This is a genomic window from Kribbella sp. NBC_01505, from assembly GCF_045040285.1.
GTDB lineage: Bacteria > Actinomycetota > Actinomycetes > Propionibacteriales > Kribbellaceae > Kribbella.
In genome coordinates this window covers 6459156-6477644 of sequence record NZ_CP109425.1, presented here as the reverse complement: position 1 = coordinate 6477644, position 18489 = coordinate 6459156, and the positions used below count along the sequence as shown (strand labels likewise).

At 67.5% G+C, this 18489-nt stretch carries 9 protein-coding genes and 1 tRNA gene; 4 read left to right on the top strand and 6 right to left on the bottom strand.

From position 1 onward, the window contains the following. Positions 1 to 9 precede the first annotated feature (9 nt). The 3 genes from OG474_RS30780 to ettA form a co-directional block, all read right to left on the bottom strand. Positions 10 to 4704: a DUF6603 domain-containing protein gene (locus OG474_RS30780; protein WP_405057099.1), complete on the bottom strand. Its 4695-nt coding sequence runs from the start codon at positions 4702 to 4704 to the stop codon at positions 10 to 12. After that, positions 4697 to 7303 (bottom strand): hypothetical protein, encoded by a 2607-nt coding sequence (locus tag OG474_RS30775; protein ID WP_405057098.1) that lies wholly within the window; start codon positions 7301 to 7303, stop codon positions 4697 to 4699. The genes OG474_RS30780 and OG474_RS30775 overlap by 8 nt, the downstream gene beginning before the upstream one ends. Before the next feature lie 245 nt (positions 7304 to 7548). Beyond that, complete coding sequence (ettA, locus tag OG474_RS30770) at positions 7549 to 9231, bottom strand: energy-dependent translational throttle protein EttA (protein WP_405057097.1); 1683 nt, start codon at positions 9229 to 9231, stop codon at positions 7549 to 7551. Positions 9232 to 9364: 133 nt separating this feature from the next. Here ettA and OG474_RS30765 point away from each other — a divergent pair, with 133 nt between their 5' ends. From OG474_RS30765 to OG474_RS30755, 3 genes are all read left to right on the top strand, one after another. Next, a complete protein-coding gene (locus OG474_RS30765) occupies positions 9365 to 9943 on the top strand; it encodes a single-stranded DNA-binding protein (RefSeq protein ID WP_405057096.1) in 579 nt (192 codons plus the stop codon). Positions 9944 to 9991: 48 nt separating this feature from the next. Continuing rightward, positions 9992 to 10609 carry an SRPBCC family protein gene (locus tag OG474_RS30760; RefSeq protein ID WP_405057095.1) on the top strand — a complete coding sequence of 206 codons (618 nt, stop codon included), beginning with the start codon at positions 9992 to 9994 and terminating at the stop codon, positions 10607 to 10609. A gap of 126 nt (positions 10610 to 10735) precedes the next feature. Next, positions 10736 to 11353, top strand: coding sequence for an SRPBCC family protein (locus OG474_RS30755; protein ID WP_405057094.1), 618 nt, complete (start codon positions 10736 to 10738; stop codon positions 11351 to 11353). Positions 11354 to 11373: 20 nt separating this feature from the next. Here OG474_RS30755 and OG474_RS30750 read toward each other — a convergent pair whose 3' ends face one another. From OG474_RS30750 to OG474_RS30740, 3 genes are all read right to left on the bottom strand, one after another. After that, positions 11374 to 13053 (bottom strand): ABC transporter, encoded by a 1680-nt coding sequence (locus OG474_RS30750; RefSeq protein WP_405057093.1) that lies wholly within the window; start codon positions 13051 to 13053, stop codon positions 11374 to 11376. Beyond that, complete coding sequence (locus OG474_RS30745; RefSeq protein WP_405057092.1) at positions 13050 to 16475, bottom strand: AAA family ATPase; 3426 nt, start codon at positions 16473 to 16475, stop codon at positions 13050 to 13052. Before OG474_RS30745 ends, OG474_RS30750 begins: the two co-directional genes overlap by 4 nt. A gap of 90 nt (positions 16476 to 16565) precedes the next feature. Further along, a complete protein-coding gene (locus tag OG474_RS30740) occupies positions 16566 to 18128 on the bottom strand; it encodes a PrsW family glutamic-type intramembrane protease (protein ID WP_405057091.1) in 1563 nt (520 codons plus the stop codon). Between the two features lie 146 nt (positions 18129 to 18274). Here OG474_RS30740 and OG474_RS30735 point away from each other — a divergent pair. Beyond that, positions 18275 to 18348 (top strand) — tRNA-Arg (locus OG474_RS30735). Positions 18349 to 18489: the final 141 nt, after the last annotated feature.

Sequence of the window (18489 nt, the reverse complement as noted above, 5' to 3'; positions counted from 1 at the left end):
GATTCGGTGTCATGGGAGGTAGACCTCCGCGGTAGCGGTGAGGACTCCGGTACCGGGCTGAGGGGACGCCGTACCGGATAGGGCGGTACCGCCGACGGTCAGGATCCGGCCGTCGGTCAGCTCGACGACCACATGGCCCCAGCGGCCTACGGACAGGCCACCTGTCTCTGTCCAGGTATCGGCGGCAGGGTCGTAGAGCAGTGCGCCTTGGAAGCCCGCGGTGAAGCCGGGACCGCTGGTGCCACCCAGTACCAGCACCTTGCCGGTCCGCAGCAGCACCGCCTGGTGCCGGCTCCGGCCGGACGGCAGCGCCGCCACCTGCTTCCACGAGCCGCCCAGCTCGAAGACCTCCGCCGAGCCACGGCTGTGTGGGTCGTAGGTCCCGTCCACCAGATACGACGTTGCGTCGCCGCCGGTGACCAGAACCCGCTTGGCGTCCAGCGCGGTGACCTGATGTCCGGAGCGCGGGGCCGTCATCCCCTCTGCCGCGGTCCAGATGCCGGTCGTGACGTCGTACAGCTCGCAGTAGCTCGACGGCACCTCGGTACCAGTGCCAGTCGGGACCGCACCACCGATCACCAGCACCTTGGTCTGATCGAGCAGCACCGCCTGATGCCCGGCGCGAGCATCGATCATCGGCTCGGCCTCGCTCCAAGTGCCGTCCGCGGGGTTGAAGATCTCCACGGAGCTCAGCAAGGAGTCGGCCCGCCCGCCGCGCGTTCCTTTGCCTCCGGCAACCAAAACTCGACCATCGGGCAGCACCGTCGCGCTGTGCGCGAACCGGCCGGCCTTCAGCTTCTTCGGCTGGGTCTTCCAGGTCTTGGCCAGCGGGTCGTAGAGCTCGCAGGTGTCCAGTCCCCCGACCGGATCGGACGTGCCGCCGACCAGGAGGACCTTGCCACCATCGAGCCTGCTCATCGTGTGCAGATGCCGGCTCGTCGGCAGCGCGGTCAGCGCCTCCCAGGTGTTGGCCACCGCGTCGAAGAGCGCCGTACCGGCCAGGGCTTTGCCGGTCCCGTCCTCACCACCCGCGGTGAGGACCTTGCCACCGTTGAGCCGGACCGCCGCCGCACCAGAGGCTCCTGCAGGCAGCAGACCCACCGGCGCCCAGGCGCCAGGGATCGCCAGCGGTGCGCCCGCTTCATCCTCCGGTACGACGTGCAGCGTGCCGTCCAGACTGGGCTCGTCAGCGACCCACCGGGCAAGCGCTTCGGCCGCGGCGGACTGGCTGCGGAAAGTGCCCGCCGACTCCTGACTGCTCGGCGGGAAGGCCTGCAGGTTGTTCCGTACGTAGGCCACGACGAACTTCTTGTCGGACACCTGCACGGTGTCGGCGCCGCCGTACGGCTGCTTCTGCTCCGCCTGCCGCTGTGACATCGCCGACCGGCTGGTGCTGCTGCCCGCAAGGAACTGGTTGAAGAGCACCGGGCTGATGTTCTGGAACCGCCTGCGGATCCCCGGGGACGCGGCGGCCGCCGTCATTCGGCGGAGCCCGGGCGCGGTCTCGAGCGGCGTGTTGTCGGTGATGATCAACTCGTAGCGGGCACTCCGCCGGGCCACGACCTTGGCCGTCGTCATCGCACCTTCGGCGGCGGCCAGCTCGAGACCCGCGTTCTGGTCCTCGTACGCCGGACGCGACAGCTTGGCCGCATCATCCATCGTCTGGAACTGAGCCATCGCGAACTTGTCGCCGGTGATCGACAACCGCTGGAAGCCACTACCGAGGGCAGGCTGAGCACTGAATCGCTTGCCGTCGTTGGGTTTCTGCGCCCCGAGCCGGTCCACGCCGATGTCGAGCGGAATCGCCCGCTGCCGCACGAACAGCGTGCCGAGCGGATGCAGCACCAGCGTGTCGGTCGCTGCCAGCGCTCGCAGGGTCACCAGCGGATTCGTACCGCCGGTGGGCAGGCGCGTCTCCCACCCCTCGACCTTGGAGAACTCCGCCTTCAGGATCGGCAGCACCGCGACCGGTGGCAGGGTGGTGTCGTTGTCCTCACCCCAGCTGAAGTCGAAGTCCGCCGAGATCTCGAAGAACAGCAGCGAGATCGACCCGCGCCCGTGCGCCCGCCACGGCGCCGGACCTTCCAGCGCGAAGTCCAGATCGATCCCGAACAGCCCGACCCCGAACGCCTTCAGCGAGACCGACGCGGAGATCGCGATCATGAACGCGAACGGCGAGAACCGGAACAGTGCGTCGAACGACAGATGCCCGGAGATCCCGAAGTCGCTGAACCCCAACTGCAACTCGGCCCGCGCCCCGAACTGCACGGTGTTGCTGGTGATCGCGAAGTACCCCTCGACCCGGATCCGGTACCCCGGCTTGTTGATGATGTCGACCGCCAGCCGCGGAATCGCCGGGAACGGCAGCGGCGGCGGCTTGAACGACGGATGGAACCCACCCACCGACAGCACCAGCTCGGCGTCGTCCCCCCACCCGATCAGCAGCCCCATGCCACCTTCGATGGTCATGGTCAGGATCCGCGAGTCGAACAGCACGGCGTAGAACCACAGCCGGTCCTTGTCGAACTCGATCGCGCCGATGAAGTTGACCTGGATCACGACCAGCGCGAGTTCCTTGGTCGGCAGGATGCACCGCAGCACCCCGACGATCGCGATGTTCCCCGGAATCTCGATGATCACCCCGAGCGACACACTGATCAGCGTCGGCGTCCCCCACCCGATCTTCGCCATCGGCCCGATCAGGAACTTCCCGTCCTCAGCCGGGAAGAACGTCCTCAAGTCACTGATGATCCGCGGCGCGTTGGCGACCACGTCCTGCGGGAACATCACCGACTCGATAGCCCCCGACTGCACCCCCTTGGCCAGCGCATCCAGATCCATCCGCCGGTTGAGCCCGATCAGCCCACCCACCGCCAGCAACGTGAACCCGAACCCCAACTGCAACCCACCCGGGAACTCCGCCGTAATGACAATCAGCAACGAGAACCCGTCGGACCCATCCGGCATCCGGGTACTGATCAGCCCAATCGCCTTGAGCTCCAGGAACCCCGCAAACTTCAACTCCAACGCCCCGGCGTACTCCCCCTTCTCGGAGTCGAACGACAGGTACCCCCCACCGCTCACCACCCCGATATCGATCGAGAGCCCAACCCCCTTCGGCGGCTTGAACCCGATCGACAGGTCCAGCGGCCCAAGATTCCCGTCATTGCCGGACCTGAACTCGAACGTCGCCGACATCCCGATCTGCTCGATCACCGCCTTGAACGGCCCCAGATCAGCCTTGATCGTCGTCCCCAGACCGATCGGCAACTTCCCGTCCGAAGGCGACGCCGAGATCGTCAGCCCATCGATCTCCACCGGCCCCAGCTTCAGATGCGCCGGAACCTGAATCTCCAGATTCGAAGTCCCCTTGAAGTAGAACCCCTGCACACTGGAGAACCCGACGGTGAGATCGGTCTTGAAGTCGAACCCGGCGCTGGGGAGCAGCTTGCCGATGAAGCCGTCCGCCCCGGACGGCTCGAACACGAACTCCAGCCCCTGCAGCTCGAACTCGGCGTAGACGTCGGCGTCGCCGTTCCCCGACAGCCGGAGGCCGCCACCGCCGCCCACCTTGCGATACTGCAACCGGGTGCCGCCCGGCGATCCAATGATCACCTTTGGCTCACCATCGGGATCAGAGCGCTCCAGGGCAACCTCGACGGAGCCCTTGGCGTGGACCGGTGTGTCGGACGACTCGAACCCCGTGACGATCTCGATCGGCTGGCCTGGCCGGACCTGGAGAGCCACGCCGCCTTGCAGATCGAGGCTGCTCTTGATCGTCAGCAGCAGCCCAGGCCCGAGCGGGAGCTTGGAGACCAGGTCGCCTTCGAGAGACGGCAACAGGGCCAGGCCCGGTGCGAGAGCGTCGCGACCGGGTAGGGGCATCAGCCGCAACTCGGCGGCCGTCCGGCCCGTCGCCGTGATCTGTCCGAGCAGCAGCGCACGCACCGCCCGGACCGGGAAGGTGTCAGGCGACTGCGGATCGCCCTGAACAGCTGCGACTGTCGACCTCGGCACCTCGTCGATGAAGACGGCCATCCCCAGCGACGAGAGGAGGTTGTCGACCTCGGAGGCCATCGCGGGATAGTCGAAGTCGGCCGTCCCCCACCCAAAGGCGTTCCGCAAGACTTGTGCGGGGTCCGAGAGCGTCCGAGGCAGGTCAGCCGGATCGAGGGACATGTGCATGTACGGCGGGCGATGGCCCTCCGCGGGAACATACCGGGTCTTGATCACGCCCAGCGTCGACAACCCGAACCCGATGGCCGGATGGAAGCGCAGCAAGTAGGTGACGACGAGGAACTCGATGAGCTGCCCGGGAAACTTGGCGGCGAATCCGTCCACCCGCAGCGACTCCGGGATGGCCGAGTCAGGCGCAGACGAAACGGCCCGGATGCTCTCGATGACGCCGGTCAGTGAGCTGAGCGCTCTGGCCACGTCAGCGGCCGAGGCAGCCGGCGTGTCGCCTGGCTCGGAGCTGCCGCCGGGAACGAACCCGCCGGCACCGATGAGGTTCACGAGGCTGTCGTACAGGCCGTCCACCCGGCTGCCTAGGTCGCGGAGCGCTCCCGGCAGCTCGGTCGTGGTCCATCCGAGCTCCTGCACGAACGTCGAAAAGTCAGCAGGCGATCGAAGCGCGTCGCGCAGCGGCAACAGCGCTCGCCCGATCTCTGCGACGAGCTTCTCGACCGTCCCCGGCTCAGCCATCGGTCGGCCGCTTCGGGTAGAACTTCGAGCTCAGGATGTCGTGATATGCGGGATCGACGCGGTTGACGATCAGCCACTTGCAGACATAGCAGAACTGACCGTGCTCATCCGGCCCTCCTGAGGTTCGCATCTTGCAGGTGCCGGCCGGCCGGTAGTACCCGCCTGGGTAGTGACTGGCACCCTCATAGATCCCGAGCAGCGTGGCGGGAGTCGTCGGAAAGGTGAAGCCCGGAATATCCTCCGGTTCGTCGATGCCGATCTGTGGAACAGTATTTTCCGCGACAAAGTTCAACGGCCGGTGAGTTCCGGCGGTTCCCGGTGCGTTGATGTGCTCCGTCACCGCTCTCTCCACGATGGTCAGCGGCCGGCGCTGGCCATCGAGCAGCGGAACGAACAGCACTGAGCCGGCCGGAAATGTCGGATAAGGCGTCGGCCCCGGGCCAGTCAAGACGAAACTGCCTGCGCCCGAGTCGATCTCACCGATCGACAGTCCGGTGCGGCGCACCTCGTCAGCGTTCTCCAACGGCAGCTGCTGAAAACTTCTGTTGCTGATCGGACCAACCGGCCGCATGCGCAGCATCCTCAGCTCAGGCTTCTTGTCATGCTCTTTGGCCCATTTCCACAGATGAATATCGGTCGGACCGACAGTCACTCTGATCCCGGCTCCGTCAGGTACGGACGGAGCCGTGAGCGTGGCCGAGATCTGGATGCGAGGGAGGCCGAACCACTTGGCCTTGGCCACATCTATCTTCTGGCCGTCCGGTGGATCCGTGCGGATGATCCCGCGGACGGTCACGTTGTCATAGCCGAGATCCGCCGTTCCCTCGGCGCCCGGACCCAGCCCACCGGTGTCTTCGTACTCGTCCCCCAGGTTGAAACTATGTCCGAGCTCGTGGGCGACGGTGTCGGCGATATGCGCCGAATTCACCTGGATCGACGTGGCGTCGCGACGCATCTCCTCAGGGTCGGCCGGACCGCCGTACTGGAAGGTCAACGTCTTGTGCCCGTCCAGGGTCGACGCCACCATCGAACTGTTCTCGATGTTCTGGCCACCGATCATGTCGTCGAACGAGATGATGACGACCAGACCACGGCTGCGCTTGAAGTTGGCGTTGTCGGGAATCCACTCCTGGCCGATCTGGTTCGGCGGACTGGCAGCGTCCTGCAACGCACCGACGTACCGCAGAACTGCGCTCTGGGAATTCGTCTCCGCGGAGCTCGCATGGAGCTCCGGCGGATGCCGCCGAGGATCCAGTGAGATCGTTTCGGTCGGTTGCATGGAGTAGAACTCGTACAGGCGGCCGATGAATCGTCGCAGCGCCGGGCTGCCGGCAACCTCGACCCCCGGAGAAACCACCGGATCCTCGACTGACTCCTTGCCTGAGATCCGGTCCGCCAACCGGCCACCGAGATGCATCCCGAACGCGGTGTCACGAGCGTTCAGAATGCCTCGTGACTGGTGCGCCCGCCAAGCAGCGACCAAGGGGCTGGTGACTCCGAGCAGGTTGAATGCCGGTAGGTCCCGCTTGCTCCAGTCGATCGCGAGAACATCGGCCGGGCGCGTCTCACCCCGCATCGGCAGGCCGACCAGCGCGATCAGTTCTTTCAGGGTGTACAGCACGGACGCCGCATTCTCCGGGACTCTCGTGGCCAAGGGGATCGGAACACCCGGGCCCGGACCGGCAGCTGTGTCGGTGACCCGATAGCCAGTAGTGATCGCGGACTGTTGCGACGCAGCAAACGAAGAAAAGATGCTGATGCTCTTCTTCAGCATCCCGTAAGGCTCATGCCGCGGCTTGTAGGAAAGGTCCCAGGCGACGCGGTTCACGATCGTGGTGAAGAGCTCTCGATGACTGACCGTCTCGAGAAACCCCTCCGGCAGGAAAAGAAGGTTGTGCTGGGTCGCTGCCCGCCCCGCGCCCCCGGGGGAACGAACCGAGACCAGGTTGCTCCGAACCTTGCCGTAGTCGACAACCCGCACATCGAGACTTCGCGTTGTGCCGAGCAGAGTCCCGGTGATCGGCACCGCCGGCGGATGCGGATTCTCCTTGGTCGGAGCCGGTGTCTCCAGCAGGCCCATCAGGCGACCGGTCGGGGTGATCGAGACCTTGTCCGGCTGAGTGGACTTCAGCTCCACGTACCCATGGCCGGTAATGTCCCCGACCAGATCTGTCCCCGTCGGCTCATCAGTGAACCTGGCGTAGATCGAGGGCTGAGCATGCCCGACCTGAGTGTCCAGCGCAGTCGTGATGGAGTCGTTTCCGAACCACCATCCCAGCAGCTCCTTGTGCACCTGCAGGCGACCGACCTGGTACTGGCCCTGATATCTCACCTGAAAGAGATAGACACCCCGAGTCGTCGCGGTGACCAGCCCGGTCTGATTGTCCACCGATGGAAGCTCGTCGAATCGCTCACCGACAGCGTTGTGTGGCGCGAAGAATTCGAAGGAGTACCCTCCCTTGATCGCCGGAACGAGCTTGTACTGGCCGGGCTTGGCTGAGTCGTTGATGCGCAGCATCACCTGCATCGTCAGCGGCTTGGCGCCGGTCAGCGCCACGTGCACGTCACAGTGCGGGAACAGTACGAGGTCGGGAACCACGGGCTCTCCAGTCTGCGCAAGTCACTGGTCCAGGTTCGCCACCTCACCACCGGAGTGAATCGATGGCGGCCCCCGTCGAGACAAGCCTGAAGGCAGGCGTAACACAGCGGCAACAGCCACGCGCGGAGTGTGCACCATGAGGCATCTGCGGTTGGCCGCACGCGCAGCGGACCAAGCCGACGGCCCAAAGAAAAGACCCGCAACCGGCACTGTGCCGATGCGGGCCTTTCGAGGCGACCTGAAGATCAGTCGCGCGTCAGCTTGCGGTGGGTTACTCGGTGCGGGCGGGCGGCTTCGGGGCCGAGGCGTTCGACCTTGTTGGCTTCGTACGACGCGAAGTTGCCTTCGAACCAGAACCACTTGGCCGGGTCCTCGTCGGTGCCTTCCCAGGCCATGATGTGGGTCGCGACGCGGTCGAGGAACCACCGGTCGTGGGAGACGACCACGGCGCAGCCGGGGAACTCGAGCAGGGCGTCCTCGAGGGACTGCAGGGTCTCGACGTCCAGGTCGTTGGTCGGCTCGTCGAGCAGCAGCAGGTTGCCGCCCATCTTCAGCGTCAGCGCCAGGTTCAGCCGGTTGCGCTCACCACCGGACAGGACGCCGGTGGGCTTCTGCTGGTCGGGGCCCTTGAACCCGAACGAGGCGACGTACGCCCGGCTCGGCATCTCGAAGTTCGCGACCTTGATGTAGTCGAGCTCGTCGGAGACCTGCTGCCAGACCGTCTTCTTCGGGTCCAGGCCACCGCGGGACTGGTCGACGTACGAGATCTTGACCGTCTCGCCGAGCTTCAGGGTGCCGGCGTCCGGCTGCTCCTCGCCGACGATCATCCGGAACAGGGTCGACTTGCCGACGCCGTTCGGGCCGACGATGCCGACGATGCCGGCCCGCGGGAGGCTGAAGCTCAGGCCGTCGATCAGCGTGCGGTCGCCGAACCCCTTCTCCAGCTTGGAGACCTCGAGCACCGTGCTGCCCAGCCGCGGTCCGGCCGGGATGTTGATCTCGTCGATGTCCAGCTTCTTGGAGCGCTCGGCCTCGGCCGCGAGCTCCTCGTAGCGGGCCAGCCGGGACTTGCTCTTGGTCTGCCGGGCCTTCGCGTTCGACCGGACCCACTCGAGCTCGCGCTCCAGGATCTTCGCCCGCTTCGCGTCCTTGGCGCCTTCGACGACGAGCCGCTGCTGCTTGGTCTCCAGGTACTTCGAGTAGTTGCCCTCGTACCCGTAGGTCTTGCCGCGGTCCATCTCCAGGATCCACTCGGCGACGTTGTCCAGGAAGTACCGGTCGTGGGTGATCGCCAGGACGGCGCCCGGATACTTCTGCAGGTGCTGCTCCAGCCACAGCACGGACTCCGCGTCCAGGTGGTTGGTGGGCTCGTCGAGGAGCAGCAGGTCGGGCTGCTGCAGCAGCAGCTTGCACAGCGCGACCCGGCGGCGCTCACCACCGGACAGGTTGTCGACCAGTACGTCGGGCGGCGGGCATCGCAGTGCGTCCATCGCCTGCTCGAGCTGGGCGTCGACGTCCCAGGCGTTGCGGTGGTCGAGCTCGGTCTGCAGGTCACCCATCTCGGTGAGCAGCGTGTCGTAGTCGGCGTCCGGGTCGGCCAGCTCGGCGGAGATCTCGTTGAAGCGGTCGAGCTTCTGCTTGGTGTCGCCGACCCCCTCCTCGACGTTCTCCAGCACGGTCTTGCCCTCACTCAGCGGCGGCTCCTGGAGCAGGATCCCCACCGTTGCGTCCTCGGCCAGCCGCGCCTCGCCGTTCGAGGCGTGGTCGATCCCCGCCATGATCTTGAACAACGAGGACTTGCCGGTGCCGTTCGGCCCGACGACACCGATCTTCGCCCCGGTCAGGAAGTTCAGCGTGACGTCGTCGAGAACGACCTTGTCGCCGAACGCCTTCCGGACGTTGCGAAGGGTATAGATGAATTCCGCCATACCCCAGAGCCTATGCGCTCGGTACCGCCCGAGCCCAACCGGTTGTCCACAGGCTCGAGATCGGCGCCGGTTCCGGGCCCGGTCGCGTGCATCTTCTCCGATGACAACGCGATCGAAAGGACGGTGGTCGGAAATGAATGCGGGCGAGACCTATCTGACAGTGCAGGGCTGGGTCGGCAGCAAGCCGCAGTTCAAGGAGGTCGGCGGGCGGACACCCCAGGTGACCTTCCGGGTCGGCTCGACCCCTCGGGGGTTCAGCACCGACCGGGGCTGGCGGGACCGGCCGACGACCTGGTTCAACGTCGAGTGCTGGCGCGTGCTGGCGCAGAACACCTTCGAGTCGCTCCAGGTCGGCCAGCCGGTGATCGTCACCGGGCGACTGCGGACCCAGGAGTGGACCACCGAGGCCGGCGAGCAACGCTCGAAGGTCGTCCTCGACGCGATCTCGGTCGGCCACGACCTCTCCAAAGGCACGACGAGCTTCACGAAGTCGGCGCCACGGAGCGAGGCCGCCTGGCCCGAGCCGCTCCGCCAGGACAACGAAGCCGCCACCGCGTCGACCAGCGATGACCTCGTCGGCTCTCACACCGCGGCCGCCTCCGGCACGGCCGCCATCTCGGAGCCCGGCCTGGCCGCGCCCTATCCACCCGACGAGTTCACCACTGGTCCTCTCCCACTCACCCCGACGACCCAAGAGGCTGAGGCTGCATGATTACCTCAGCCTTGACTTATATAACTCTATCCTGGCATTCTGGTCGGCATGATCGACATTCTCGAGCACATCAACGCCGTTCAGCGGGAAGCCGGCCGGTCCGGGGAGGACGTGACGGTGCTGATGCGCCGCAGCTACCGCGCCGAGCCGGAGGAGGTCTGGGACGCACTCACCGATCCCCAGCGACTGGGCCGCTGGATGTGGCCGACCACCGGCGACTTCCGCATCGGTGGCACATTCGCCTTGCGGGACATGGCCGGCGGCGACATCCTCGAGTGCGAGCCACCGAAGCGACTCAAGGTGACGTACGGCGGATCGAACAGCCTGGTGGAAATCCGGCTGCAGCCCGGAACGAAAGGCGTCACGGAACTGGAGCTGGAGCACGTGGTGACCGACTCTCCCGACCCAGCCCTGAGTGGCGCACTCAATGTCGGCCCGGGCTGGGACGGCGCTCTGCTCGCCCTGGCGTTGTACGTCGAGGGTCGGCTACCGGCCGACAACGACCCGATCGCATTCCAGGACTCGGCCGAGATGCTGAAGTTCAACGAGCAGTCCGTGCGGTCATGGCTCGAGGTCGTCCGCTCCACCGGCAGGATGGCCGAGGCCGACCTGCTGGCAGCTGCCAAGGTCTCGATGGCCCAGTACGCACCCGGCGTCGAGCTCTGAGTTTCGCGCGATCCCGTTCGGGTTCCTGGTCAGCTGGAGTCGAGGTGCCGGATGACCCAAGAGGCTGAGGCGACCTGATTATCTCACCTTTGACTTATATAAGCATGCAGCGGCATCCTGGTCGGCATGATTGACATTCTCGAGCACATCAACGCCGTTCAGCGGGAGGTCAGCCGCACCGGGGAGGACGCGACGGTGCTGATGCGTCGCGCCTACCGGGCCGAGCCGGAGGAGGTCTGGGACGCGCTCACCGATCCCGAGCGGCTGAGCCGCTGGATGTGGCCGATGACCGGCGATTTCCGGGTCGGCGGCAGCTTCCAGCTGCAGGACATGGCTGGTGGCGACATTCTCGAGTGCGAGCCACCGAAGCGATTCAAGGTGACGTACGGCGGGGCGAACAGCCTGCTGGAGATTCGCCTGCAGACCGGCTCGCCGGGGACGACCGACCTCGAGCTGGAGCATGTGGTGACCGACGTTCCCGGCCCTGGCCTCGGTGGCGCGCTGTATGTCGGGCCCGGGTGGGACGGTGGCCTGCTCGCCCTCGCCCTGTACGCCGAGGGTCAGCTGCCGGCCGACGCCAACCCGGTCGAGTTCCAGGAATCGCCCGAGATGCTGAGGTTCAACGAGCAGTCCGTGCGGGCCTGGCTGGAGGTCGTCCGGAGCTCCGGCACGACGACCGAGGAGGATCTGCTGGAGGCCGCGAAGGTCTCGATGGAGCAGTTCGCGCCAGGCGTCGAGCTGTAACGCCTGGCGCCTCCCGGAGGTCAGCCGCGGGCGATCGCCAGGGCGTCGCGGCAGGTGCTGTAGGCCGCGAGCTCGGCCCGGGCCGGCGCCACCACGTGGCTGTCGGCAACCTTCTCGAGCTCGCCGCGCAGCGCCTGCTCGGCCGCCCGGGCCCATCGCGCGGCGCCGCTGACGGCGGCCAGCCGGCAGAGCACCGCCAGCCCGAGTCCGAGAGCCGCACCACCGATCAGCATGATCCAGGCGTAGGCAATACCGCCCGCGCCCGGCAGCGGCACCTCACCGGCATCAGCGATCCGTGCCACCAGCGCGGCGAGCAGCCACGCCGCGCCACCGAGCGCCACCAGGAACAGCAGCCATTGAACGAACTTGACAGCACCCCACCAACCGGGGTTGGTCGTGTTGCCGAGGTCGGTCCGGGCGACGGCCTGGTCGAGCTCGTCGCCCAGGGACTCCTCACGGCGCCGGATCGCGGTCCGGACCGAGTCCGCCCACGGCCGCGACAGGCCGGCCGCGGCCCGGTCGGTGATGGTGCGTACGGCGCTGTCCATCCGGGCCCGCTGGACCGGTGTTGCCGCAGGCAACGAAGTGCGGGCACTCGCGACCTCACTCGTCGCCGACTTACGCAACGCCTTGCCCTGCTGGCGGGAGACCTGGTCGAGCTGCAGTCCACGGAGCGGGTCGGGCCGGAGCCGGCCGATCCACTTCGTCAACGGCCAGCCGGTCGCGGCCTGTGCGCGCTGCAGGTAGGAGCGCCGGACTGCGTCGACCACTACCGACAGACCACTCGCGTCGGAGAGCGCGTCGACCAGTTCGGTGACCTCGGCGTCGGCGATCTGCGGGGTCTTGGCGGTGCCGCACTGGCTCGCCATCCGGTCCGAGACCCGATCCACGTCAGCGGCGATCCGCTCGCGGGCCGAGCGCTTGTTGCTGACCCGCTTGACCAGCAGGCCGCGCACCTCGTCCAACCCGTCACCGCTGACCGCCGAGGTCGCGACGACCGTCGGCGCCTTGAGCCCGTCGGTCTTGAGCAGCCGCTCGAGGTCGTTCAGGCAGCTCTTCCGCTGATCCGGCGTGAGCTTGTCGACGTGGTTCAGCGCGAAGACCATCACCCCGGAGTGCGAGGCGTAGGGCTTGATGTAGCGGTCGTGCAGAGCAGCATCGGCGTACTTCTGCGGGTCGACGACCCAGACGAGCATGTCGACCAGCTCGACCAGACGGTCGACGATCAGCCGGTGCTCGACCTCGATCGAGTCGTGGTCCGGCAGGTCGAGCAGGATCAGACCGTCGAGGTCCTCCGACTGCGCGTCCTCCAGCGAGCTGCGGTGCTGCACCTGGTGCCGGCGCGGGATGCCCAGCCAGTTCAGTACCTCACCGGCCGGCTCCTCACCCCAGACACAGGCCAGCGGCATCGAGCTGGTCGGACGGCGGGTCCCGATCGCGGCCAGGTCCAGGCCGGTCATCGCGTTGAACAGCGACGACTTCCCGGAGCCTGTGGCCCCGGCCAGCGCGACGATGGTCAGCTCGCCCGACATCCGCAGCCGCTGTCCGGCCCGGTCGACGATCTGCGTGGCCTCGGTCAGCACCACCGGATCGAGCCGGCCCTGACCGGCGGTCGCGGCCTTCTCGAGAGCGTCGATCTTGGTCAGGACGTCGGTCGCCGCCCGCACGGGGCCTGTGACCGTCTCCGTCGTTTCCGTCACGTGCAGTCCTCCACCGCGCGCGCGGCCTCGGTCAGTTGCCTGGCAGCCTCAGGATCGACCGGATGCTGGTCGAGGACAGCCAGATACCGGGCGAATTCGGCATCCATCAAGGCATGAACCTTACCGTCAAGATCCGCGCGCGACTTCGTCATCAGCGTTTGGACCGCCGAGTCGCCGAAGACCGCGGTCAGCAGCTTCTGCCCGACGACCGCGCTACCGACTCCGATACTGGCCTCGGCGCCGGTCGGAATCCCCGCGTTCTCCGCGAAAAGGACCACCATGACCGACAACGACAGCCCGTTCACCCCGGCGTCCAGGATGCGCGCCGCCAGCCGCTTCTCGGTGCCGACCTTGCGCACCAGCTCGAGCACGCCGGCCTGCCATTCGCGAACGGCCCGCTCGGCCTTCGCGGCGAAGTCCGGAGACATCGCGCCCAGCGCGAGCTCCGCGTCGGTCGCGGTCTCCGCGGTCGCGTCGTCCGCATCAGGCGCAGCCTTTGCCGCCGCGAGGAGTTGCCGTCCGGAGGGCGACGCCTGCCAGATCTTCTCCGCGCGCTCGGCGGCGGCCTCGGCCTGCTCGATCAGCAGCGACGACAGCCCGGACTCGATCGCGTCGTTCAGGTCGCGGGTCGGAGCCGGCGTGGTGCCGATCGACTTCTTGACCTTCTCGCGCAGTTTGTTCGAGTTGCCCTGCAGACCCTTCAGCAGCTCGCCCGTCCCGACGAACTCCTGCCACCGCGCGAGCACCTCGCCCCGCAGCAGCGACGCGTCCTGGGTCGACGTCGCGATGTCCTTGACCGCCTGGTCGTATGCCGCCTCGACACTCGACCGCAGCTCGATCGCGGTGTCACCCTGCGCGCGCACCGCCGCGGCGAACGGCGGCGTCGTCTTCACCATCGAGGTGACCGCACCGTGAAGCGTCCGCCGCACAACTGCAGCCCGGGCCTCCGCGTCGGCGGCCAGGTCGACCAGCCAGTCCTTGATCGAGGCAACGGACTCGCCCGGCAGCATTCCGTTGCCGTCGACAACCGTCTCCCTGATCGAGAACAGCGGCGAGTCACCGAGCCCACGCTCGAGCAGCATCTGCGCCAGGTGCCCGGTGATGTCGTCGATCGTCTCCGCCGGCGCGCGGTCGAGCACCACGGCCACCGCCGTACTGCGATCCGACGCGCTCTGCAGGAACTCCCACGGAACCGCATCCGAGTAGCGCGCCGCCGTCGTGACGAACAACCACAGATCGGCGGCCGCCAGCAGCTGTGTGGCCAGATCACGGTTCGCCTCGACGACCGAGTCGATGTCCGGTGCGTCCAGGACAGCGAGTCCACGGGGCACAGTGTCGGAGGCGACCAGTCGCAGCTGCCCCGGATCCTCCATGCCGCCCGGGCTCTCCGCAGTGGTCCGCGCCATCCCTGGCAGCACGCGGTCGCCGATGAACCAGTCCGCGTCGGCCGGGTGATGAATCAGCACCGGCGACCGCGTCGTCGGCCGCAGCACACCCGGCTCACTCACGACCTTGCCGATCACCGAGTTCACCAACGTCGACTTGCCGGCCCCGGTGGATCCACCGACCACCGCCAGGATCGGCGCCTCCAACTGCACCAACCGCGGCAGGATGTAGTCGTCCAACTGGTCCAGCATCGCCTTCTGCTGCTGCCGAGCCTCGTCGGCTCCCACAACATCCAAAGGCAGGCGGCTTCCCGCCAACGCACCGCGCAACTTCATCAGCGCCGTGATCAAAGCCATCGCAGCCTGCTCAGCCGCCAACCGCTCAGCCAACTCGTCCGCAGTCAGCTCAACCTCAACCGGCTCCTCAGCCGCAGGCTCCGCATCCCCAGCGTCAGCCGCCATCGGCTCCTCGGCAACGTCCTCCACCGAGTCCTCGTCAACAGCCGCCGCTACCGACTTCTCGGCATCCACGACCTCCGGCTTGCCGGCCTTCGACTCAGCAGTCTCAGCACCGACGCCTTCCGCGTCGGCCTCCGAAGCCTCATCGCCACTCGCAGCCTCAGCGGTGGCAGCCTCCGCGACCTCGTCGCCAGTGGCGGCCTGTTCCTCGGCAACCTCAGTCTCCGGCGCTTGTGCCGACGGCGACTCCGCGTCGTCCTCGACCGGCTCGGACTCAGGCGCTGCCTCTTCCGCGGCTACGCCGTCGGCAGACTCCTCAGCGTCAGACCCAGCAACTTCAGCAGCCGGCGTCTCATCGGCAGCCTGCTGGTCGGCAGTCTCCTCGGTAACCACGGCATCGGCCGCGTCCGCGTCTTCGTCACCCGAGTCACCGGCAGCGTCCGGCACGTCCTCGTCACCCGAGTCACCGGCAGCATCCCCCGCGGCTTCACCGGTGGGGGCGTCCTCGGCGCCCTCAGACTCAGGCTCCTCGGCCGACGCGGCCTGCTCAGGCTCTACGACGACTGCGTCGTCCTCGGCCTGCTCGGCGAGTTCCTCGGCGTCGTCTGCCGCCTCCTGGTCGGAGTCAGACTCCGCCGGGTCCACACCTGCGGATTCGACGGCCGCCAGCTCCTCGGCGTACGCGCTCGCCTCGTCGAACTCGCCCGTCGACCCATCAGCCTGCTTGGGGAGTCCCACGATGATGTTGCCGTACTCGAGCGGGAACCCGTCCGGCGACTCGTCCGGCTCGTACACGACACCAACGGTCGGCCGCGGCCGCTCATCAACCTCTACGACAGCTTCGTCGTCAGCATCGGCCTCTACCGCCGCGGCAGCCTCGTCTTCGCCCTTGGCGTCGCTGGTCTCGCCAGCGACCTCCACGGCAACCGGCTCAGCGGCAGGTTCTTCTTCGGTCGCGCTCGATCCGCCATCCGCAGCGTCGGCTCCCGTCGCCGCGTCCACCGAATCGCCATCAGCAGACTCAGCAGCGCCGTCGGAGCTCGCCTCGGCGTCGGCCGAGTCGGTGTCAGCAGATGTCTCAGCGCCCTCGGACTCGGCGCCACCCTCGGCAGCTGCCTCCGCGCCGGCGTCAGCTGTCGCGTCCGCCGACTTCACTGATTCACCGCTCGCAGATTCAGCATCATCCGCGGACGCATCGCTCGCAGGCTCAGCACCGTCCGTGGACGCATCGCCCGCAGACTCGGCGGCCGTCGTCGACTCGTCGCCGGACGGTTCGGCGACCTTCGTCGCCTCGTCCTTCGTGGCCTCGGCCGTCTTCGCCGACTCGTCCTTGGCGGTGTCACCGCTCACAGGCTCGTCGGCAGGCTTCGCCTCCGCAGGCGCCGTCGGCGGGGCTGCGGGCGTCGGGGTGGCGGCTTCGGGGGTGGCGTTCTTGCGCCGGCGACGGCGCCAGAAGCCCTTGCCCTTGGCACCGGCCTCGGACTGCGCGATCAAGTTGGCCAGCTCCTGGGCAGGCTGGTCCCGGCCCGGAACCTGTGGCTCCGGACCTTCACCAGCTGCTGACTTGATGTCAGCCACGGCGTCCGCCCACGAGCACAGAGTGCCCGGTCGGACAGCACAGAAGCAAAGTCATCGTCATCCCCGTTTGGCGGCGTGGACGGGTGGCAGTCACTGCGATGGTGGATACGGACCGTATCCTCCCGGCGATCCTTGCGGACCAGGGGGTCCCGATGGGTAACCGGGCTGGGCCGCTGGGTAACCGGGTTGCCCCGAGGGATACCCCGGCTGAGGCGCTCCGTAACCACCGCTTCCCGGCCCACCCGGACCGGGCGCGCCCGGTCCTCCGGGGCCCTGCCACTCGCCCTGACCACCGGACCCGGGCTGAGGCGCTCCGTAGCCGCCGTCCTGGGGCCGTGGCGGACCGTAACCACCCGGCCCACCCGGACCTCCCTGCCCGGGCGCTCCCGGTCCGCCCGGAGGCATTGCCTGCGGGAAGGCCGGCATCGGCGGGAAGGGCACGCTGGCTCGCCGGGCACGCAGCTCGTCGAGCAGCCGCTTCTCGTCCTGGAGAGCCTCCGGCCCGATCACCTGCCGGACGATCTTGTCCCGCAGATAGGCCAGGTCGGTCGCGTTCGCCTGGAACGCCTTCGCGGCAGCTTCGGCCTGACCGCCGTACCGGCGTGCGTTCTGCCGGAGCGCCTTGCGGCCGCGCATGGTCGCGATCAGTGGCACTTCCGGGGCGACCAGCCAGCCGAACCGCACGTAGTCGTAGAGCCGCGAGGCGATCATCTTGCCTTCGCGCGACCGCAGCACCAGAGCGAACGCGACCATGCCGACGAAGATCGGCACCATCAGCAGGAAGTAGGCGACCAGGAAGCCGGTGCCCTCGGCCCAGCTCGCGGAGGCGTTCCACGCCGCGTGCGCGAGCACAGCGGTCAGGTAGCCGACCACCGGGGCCAGGTAGCGCACCGCCGTACTGCGATGCCGGACGGCGATGCCGATCCCGATCGCTGTGAACGAGGTGAAGAGTGGATGCGCGAACGGCGACATCACGCCGCGCAGGATGAAGAGGACAAGGACGCCGCGCAGACCGGCGTCGCTGCCGGCCTCGTGCGACAGCTCACTGAAGATGCGGCCGTAGTAAAGGATGTTCTCGGTGAAGGCGAAGCCGACACCGACCATCCCGGCGTACACCAGGCCGTCGATGATCCCGTCGAACTCCTTGCGGCGCACCAGCGCCAGCAGCAGGATCACGGACCCCTTGGCGAACTCCTCCACCGGAGGCGCGACGAAGATTGCCGACCGGTCGCCGCCCGCCCCGGTCTCGGCCAGCTGCTTCGCGACCTCGGTGTTGATGAAGATCGCGACCAGCGTCGCGATGAAGGCACCCCAGCAGAGCGCGAACAGGATGTACTTCGTCGGCTCCGGTTCGTAACGGTCCAGCCAGAGATACAGCCCGATCACCGGGATGACCGGCACCATCGCGAACGCCATCCCCCAGGTGAACCCGCCCGCTCCGGTCGAATCCGCCACGATGGCGAAGATCGCCAGCCCCGCGATCGCCATCAGCACCGCGAGCACGATGCCGATCAGCACTTTGCGGTTGCGGCGCTGCCCGGGGACCGGATGGTTCCCGAGCACATTCGGCTGCGGGTACTGTCCGCCGGGCGGGTACGCCGACGCCGCCGCGGGCTGCGGCGACCCGGCCGGGCCTGGTGAGGGGTAACTCATGCCCGCAGCCTAGTTGGATCACCGACCCGACGGCAGAACCGCCCACGCGGCGTTACCGTGATGGAACGACAAGCCTGTACTTCGGCGCCACACCCGGTAACCCGGCAGCGCGATCACCCGCCCATCTGACAGACTCTTCCTGGCATGCGCCAGTAGCTCAGCTGGATAGAGCGTCGGACTTCTAATCCGTTGGTCGCAGGTTCGAGTCCTGCCTGGCGCGCAAATATCTCTCTGACCTGCACGTTTGTCAGCCAGAGGTTCCGTCGGACGGCAGAGTTACCGGTGATGTTACCGGTGATGGCCTTCTAAACAGCCCCGCCTGAAGTCGGGCGATGGATGGTTATTCACTCAGCCACGAGGC

Bases quoted from the DNA above. Each gene is read 5' to 3' on its own strand.
- OG474_RS30780 (WP_405057099.1), bottom strand. From the start codon at position 4,704: ATGGCTGAGCCGGGGACGGTCGAGAAGCTCGTCGCAGAGATCGGGCGA.
- ettA (WP_405057097.1), bottom strand. From the start codon at position 9,231: ATGGCGGAATTCATCTATACCCTTCGCAACGTCCGGAAGGCGTTCGGC.
- OG474_RS30765 (WP_405057096.1), top strand. From the start codon at position 9,365: ATGAATGCGGGCGAGACCTATCTGACAGTGCAGGGCTGGGTCGGCAGC.
- OG474_RS30760 (WP_405057095.1), top strand. From the start codon at position 9,992: ATGATCGACATTCTCGAGCACATCAACGCCGTTCAGCGGGAAGCCGGC.
- OG474_RS30755 (WP_405057094.1), top strand. From the start codon at position 10,736: ATGATTGACATTCTCGAGCACATCAACGCCGTTCAGCGGGAGGTCAGC.
- OG474_RS30740 (WP_405057091.1), bottom strand. From the start codon at position 18,128: ATGAGTTACCCCTCACCAGGCCCGGCCGGGTCGCCGCAGCCCGCGGCG.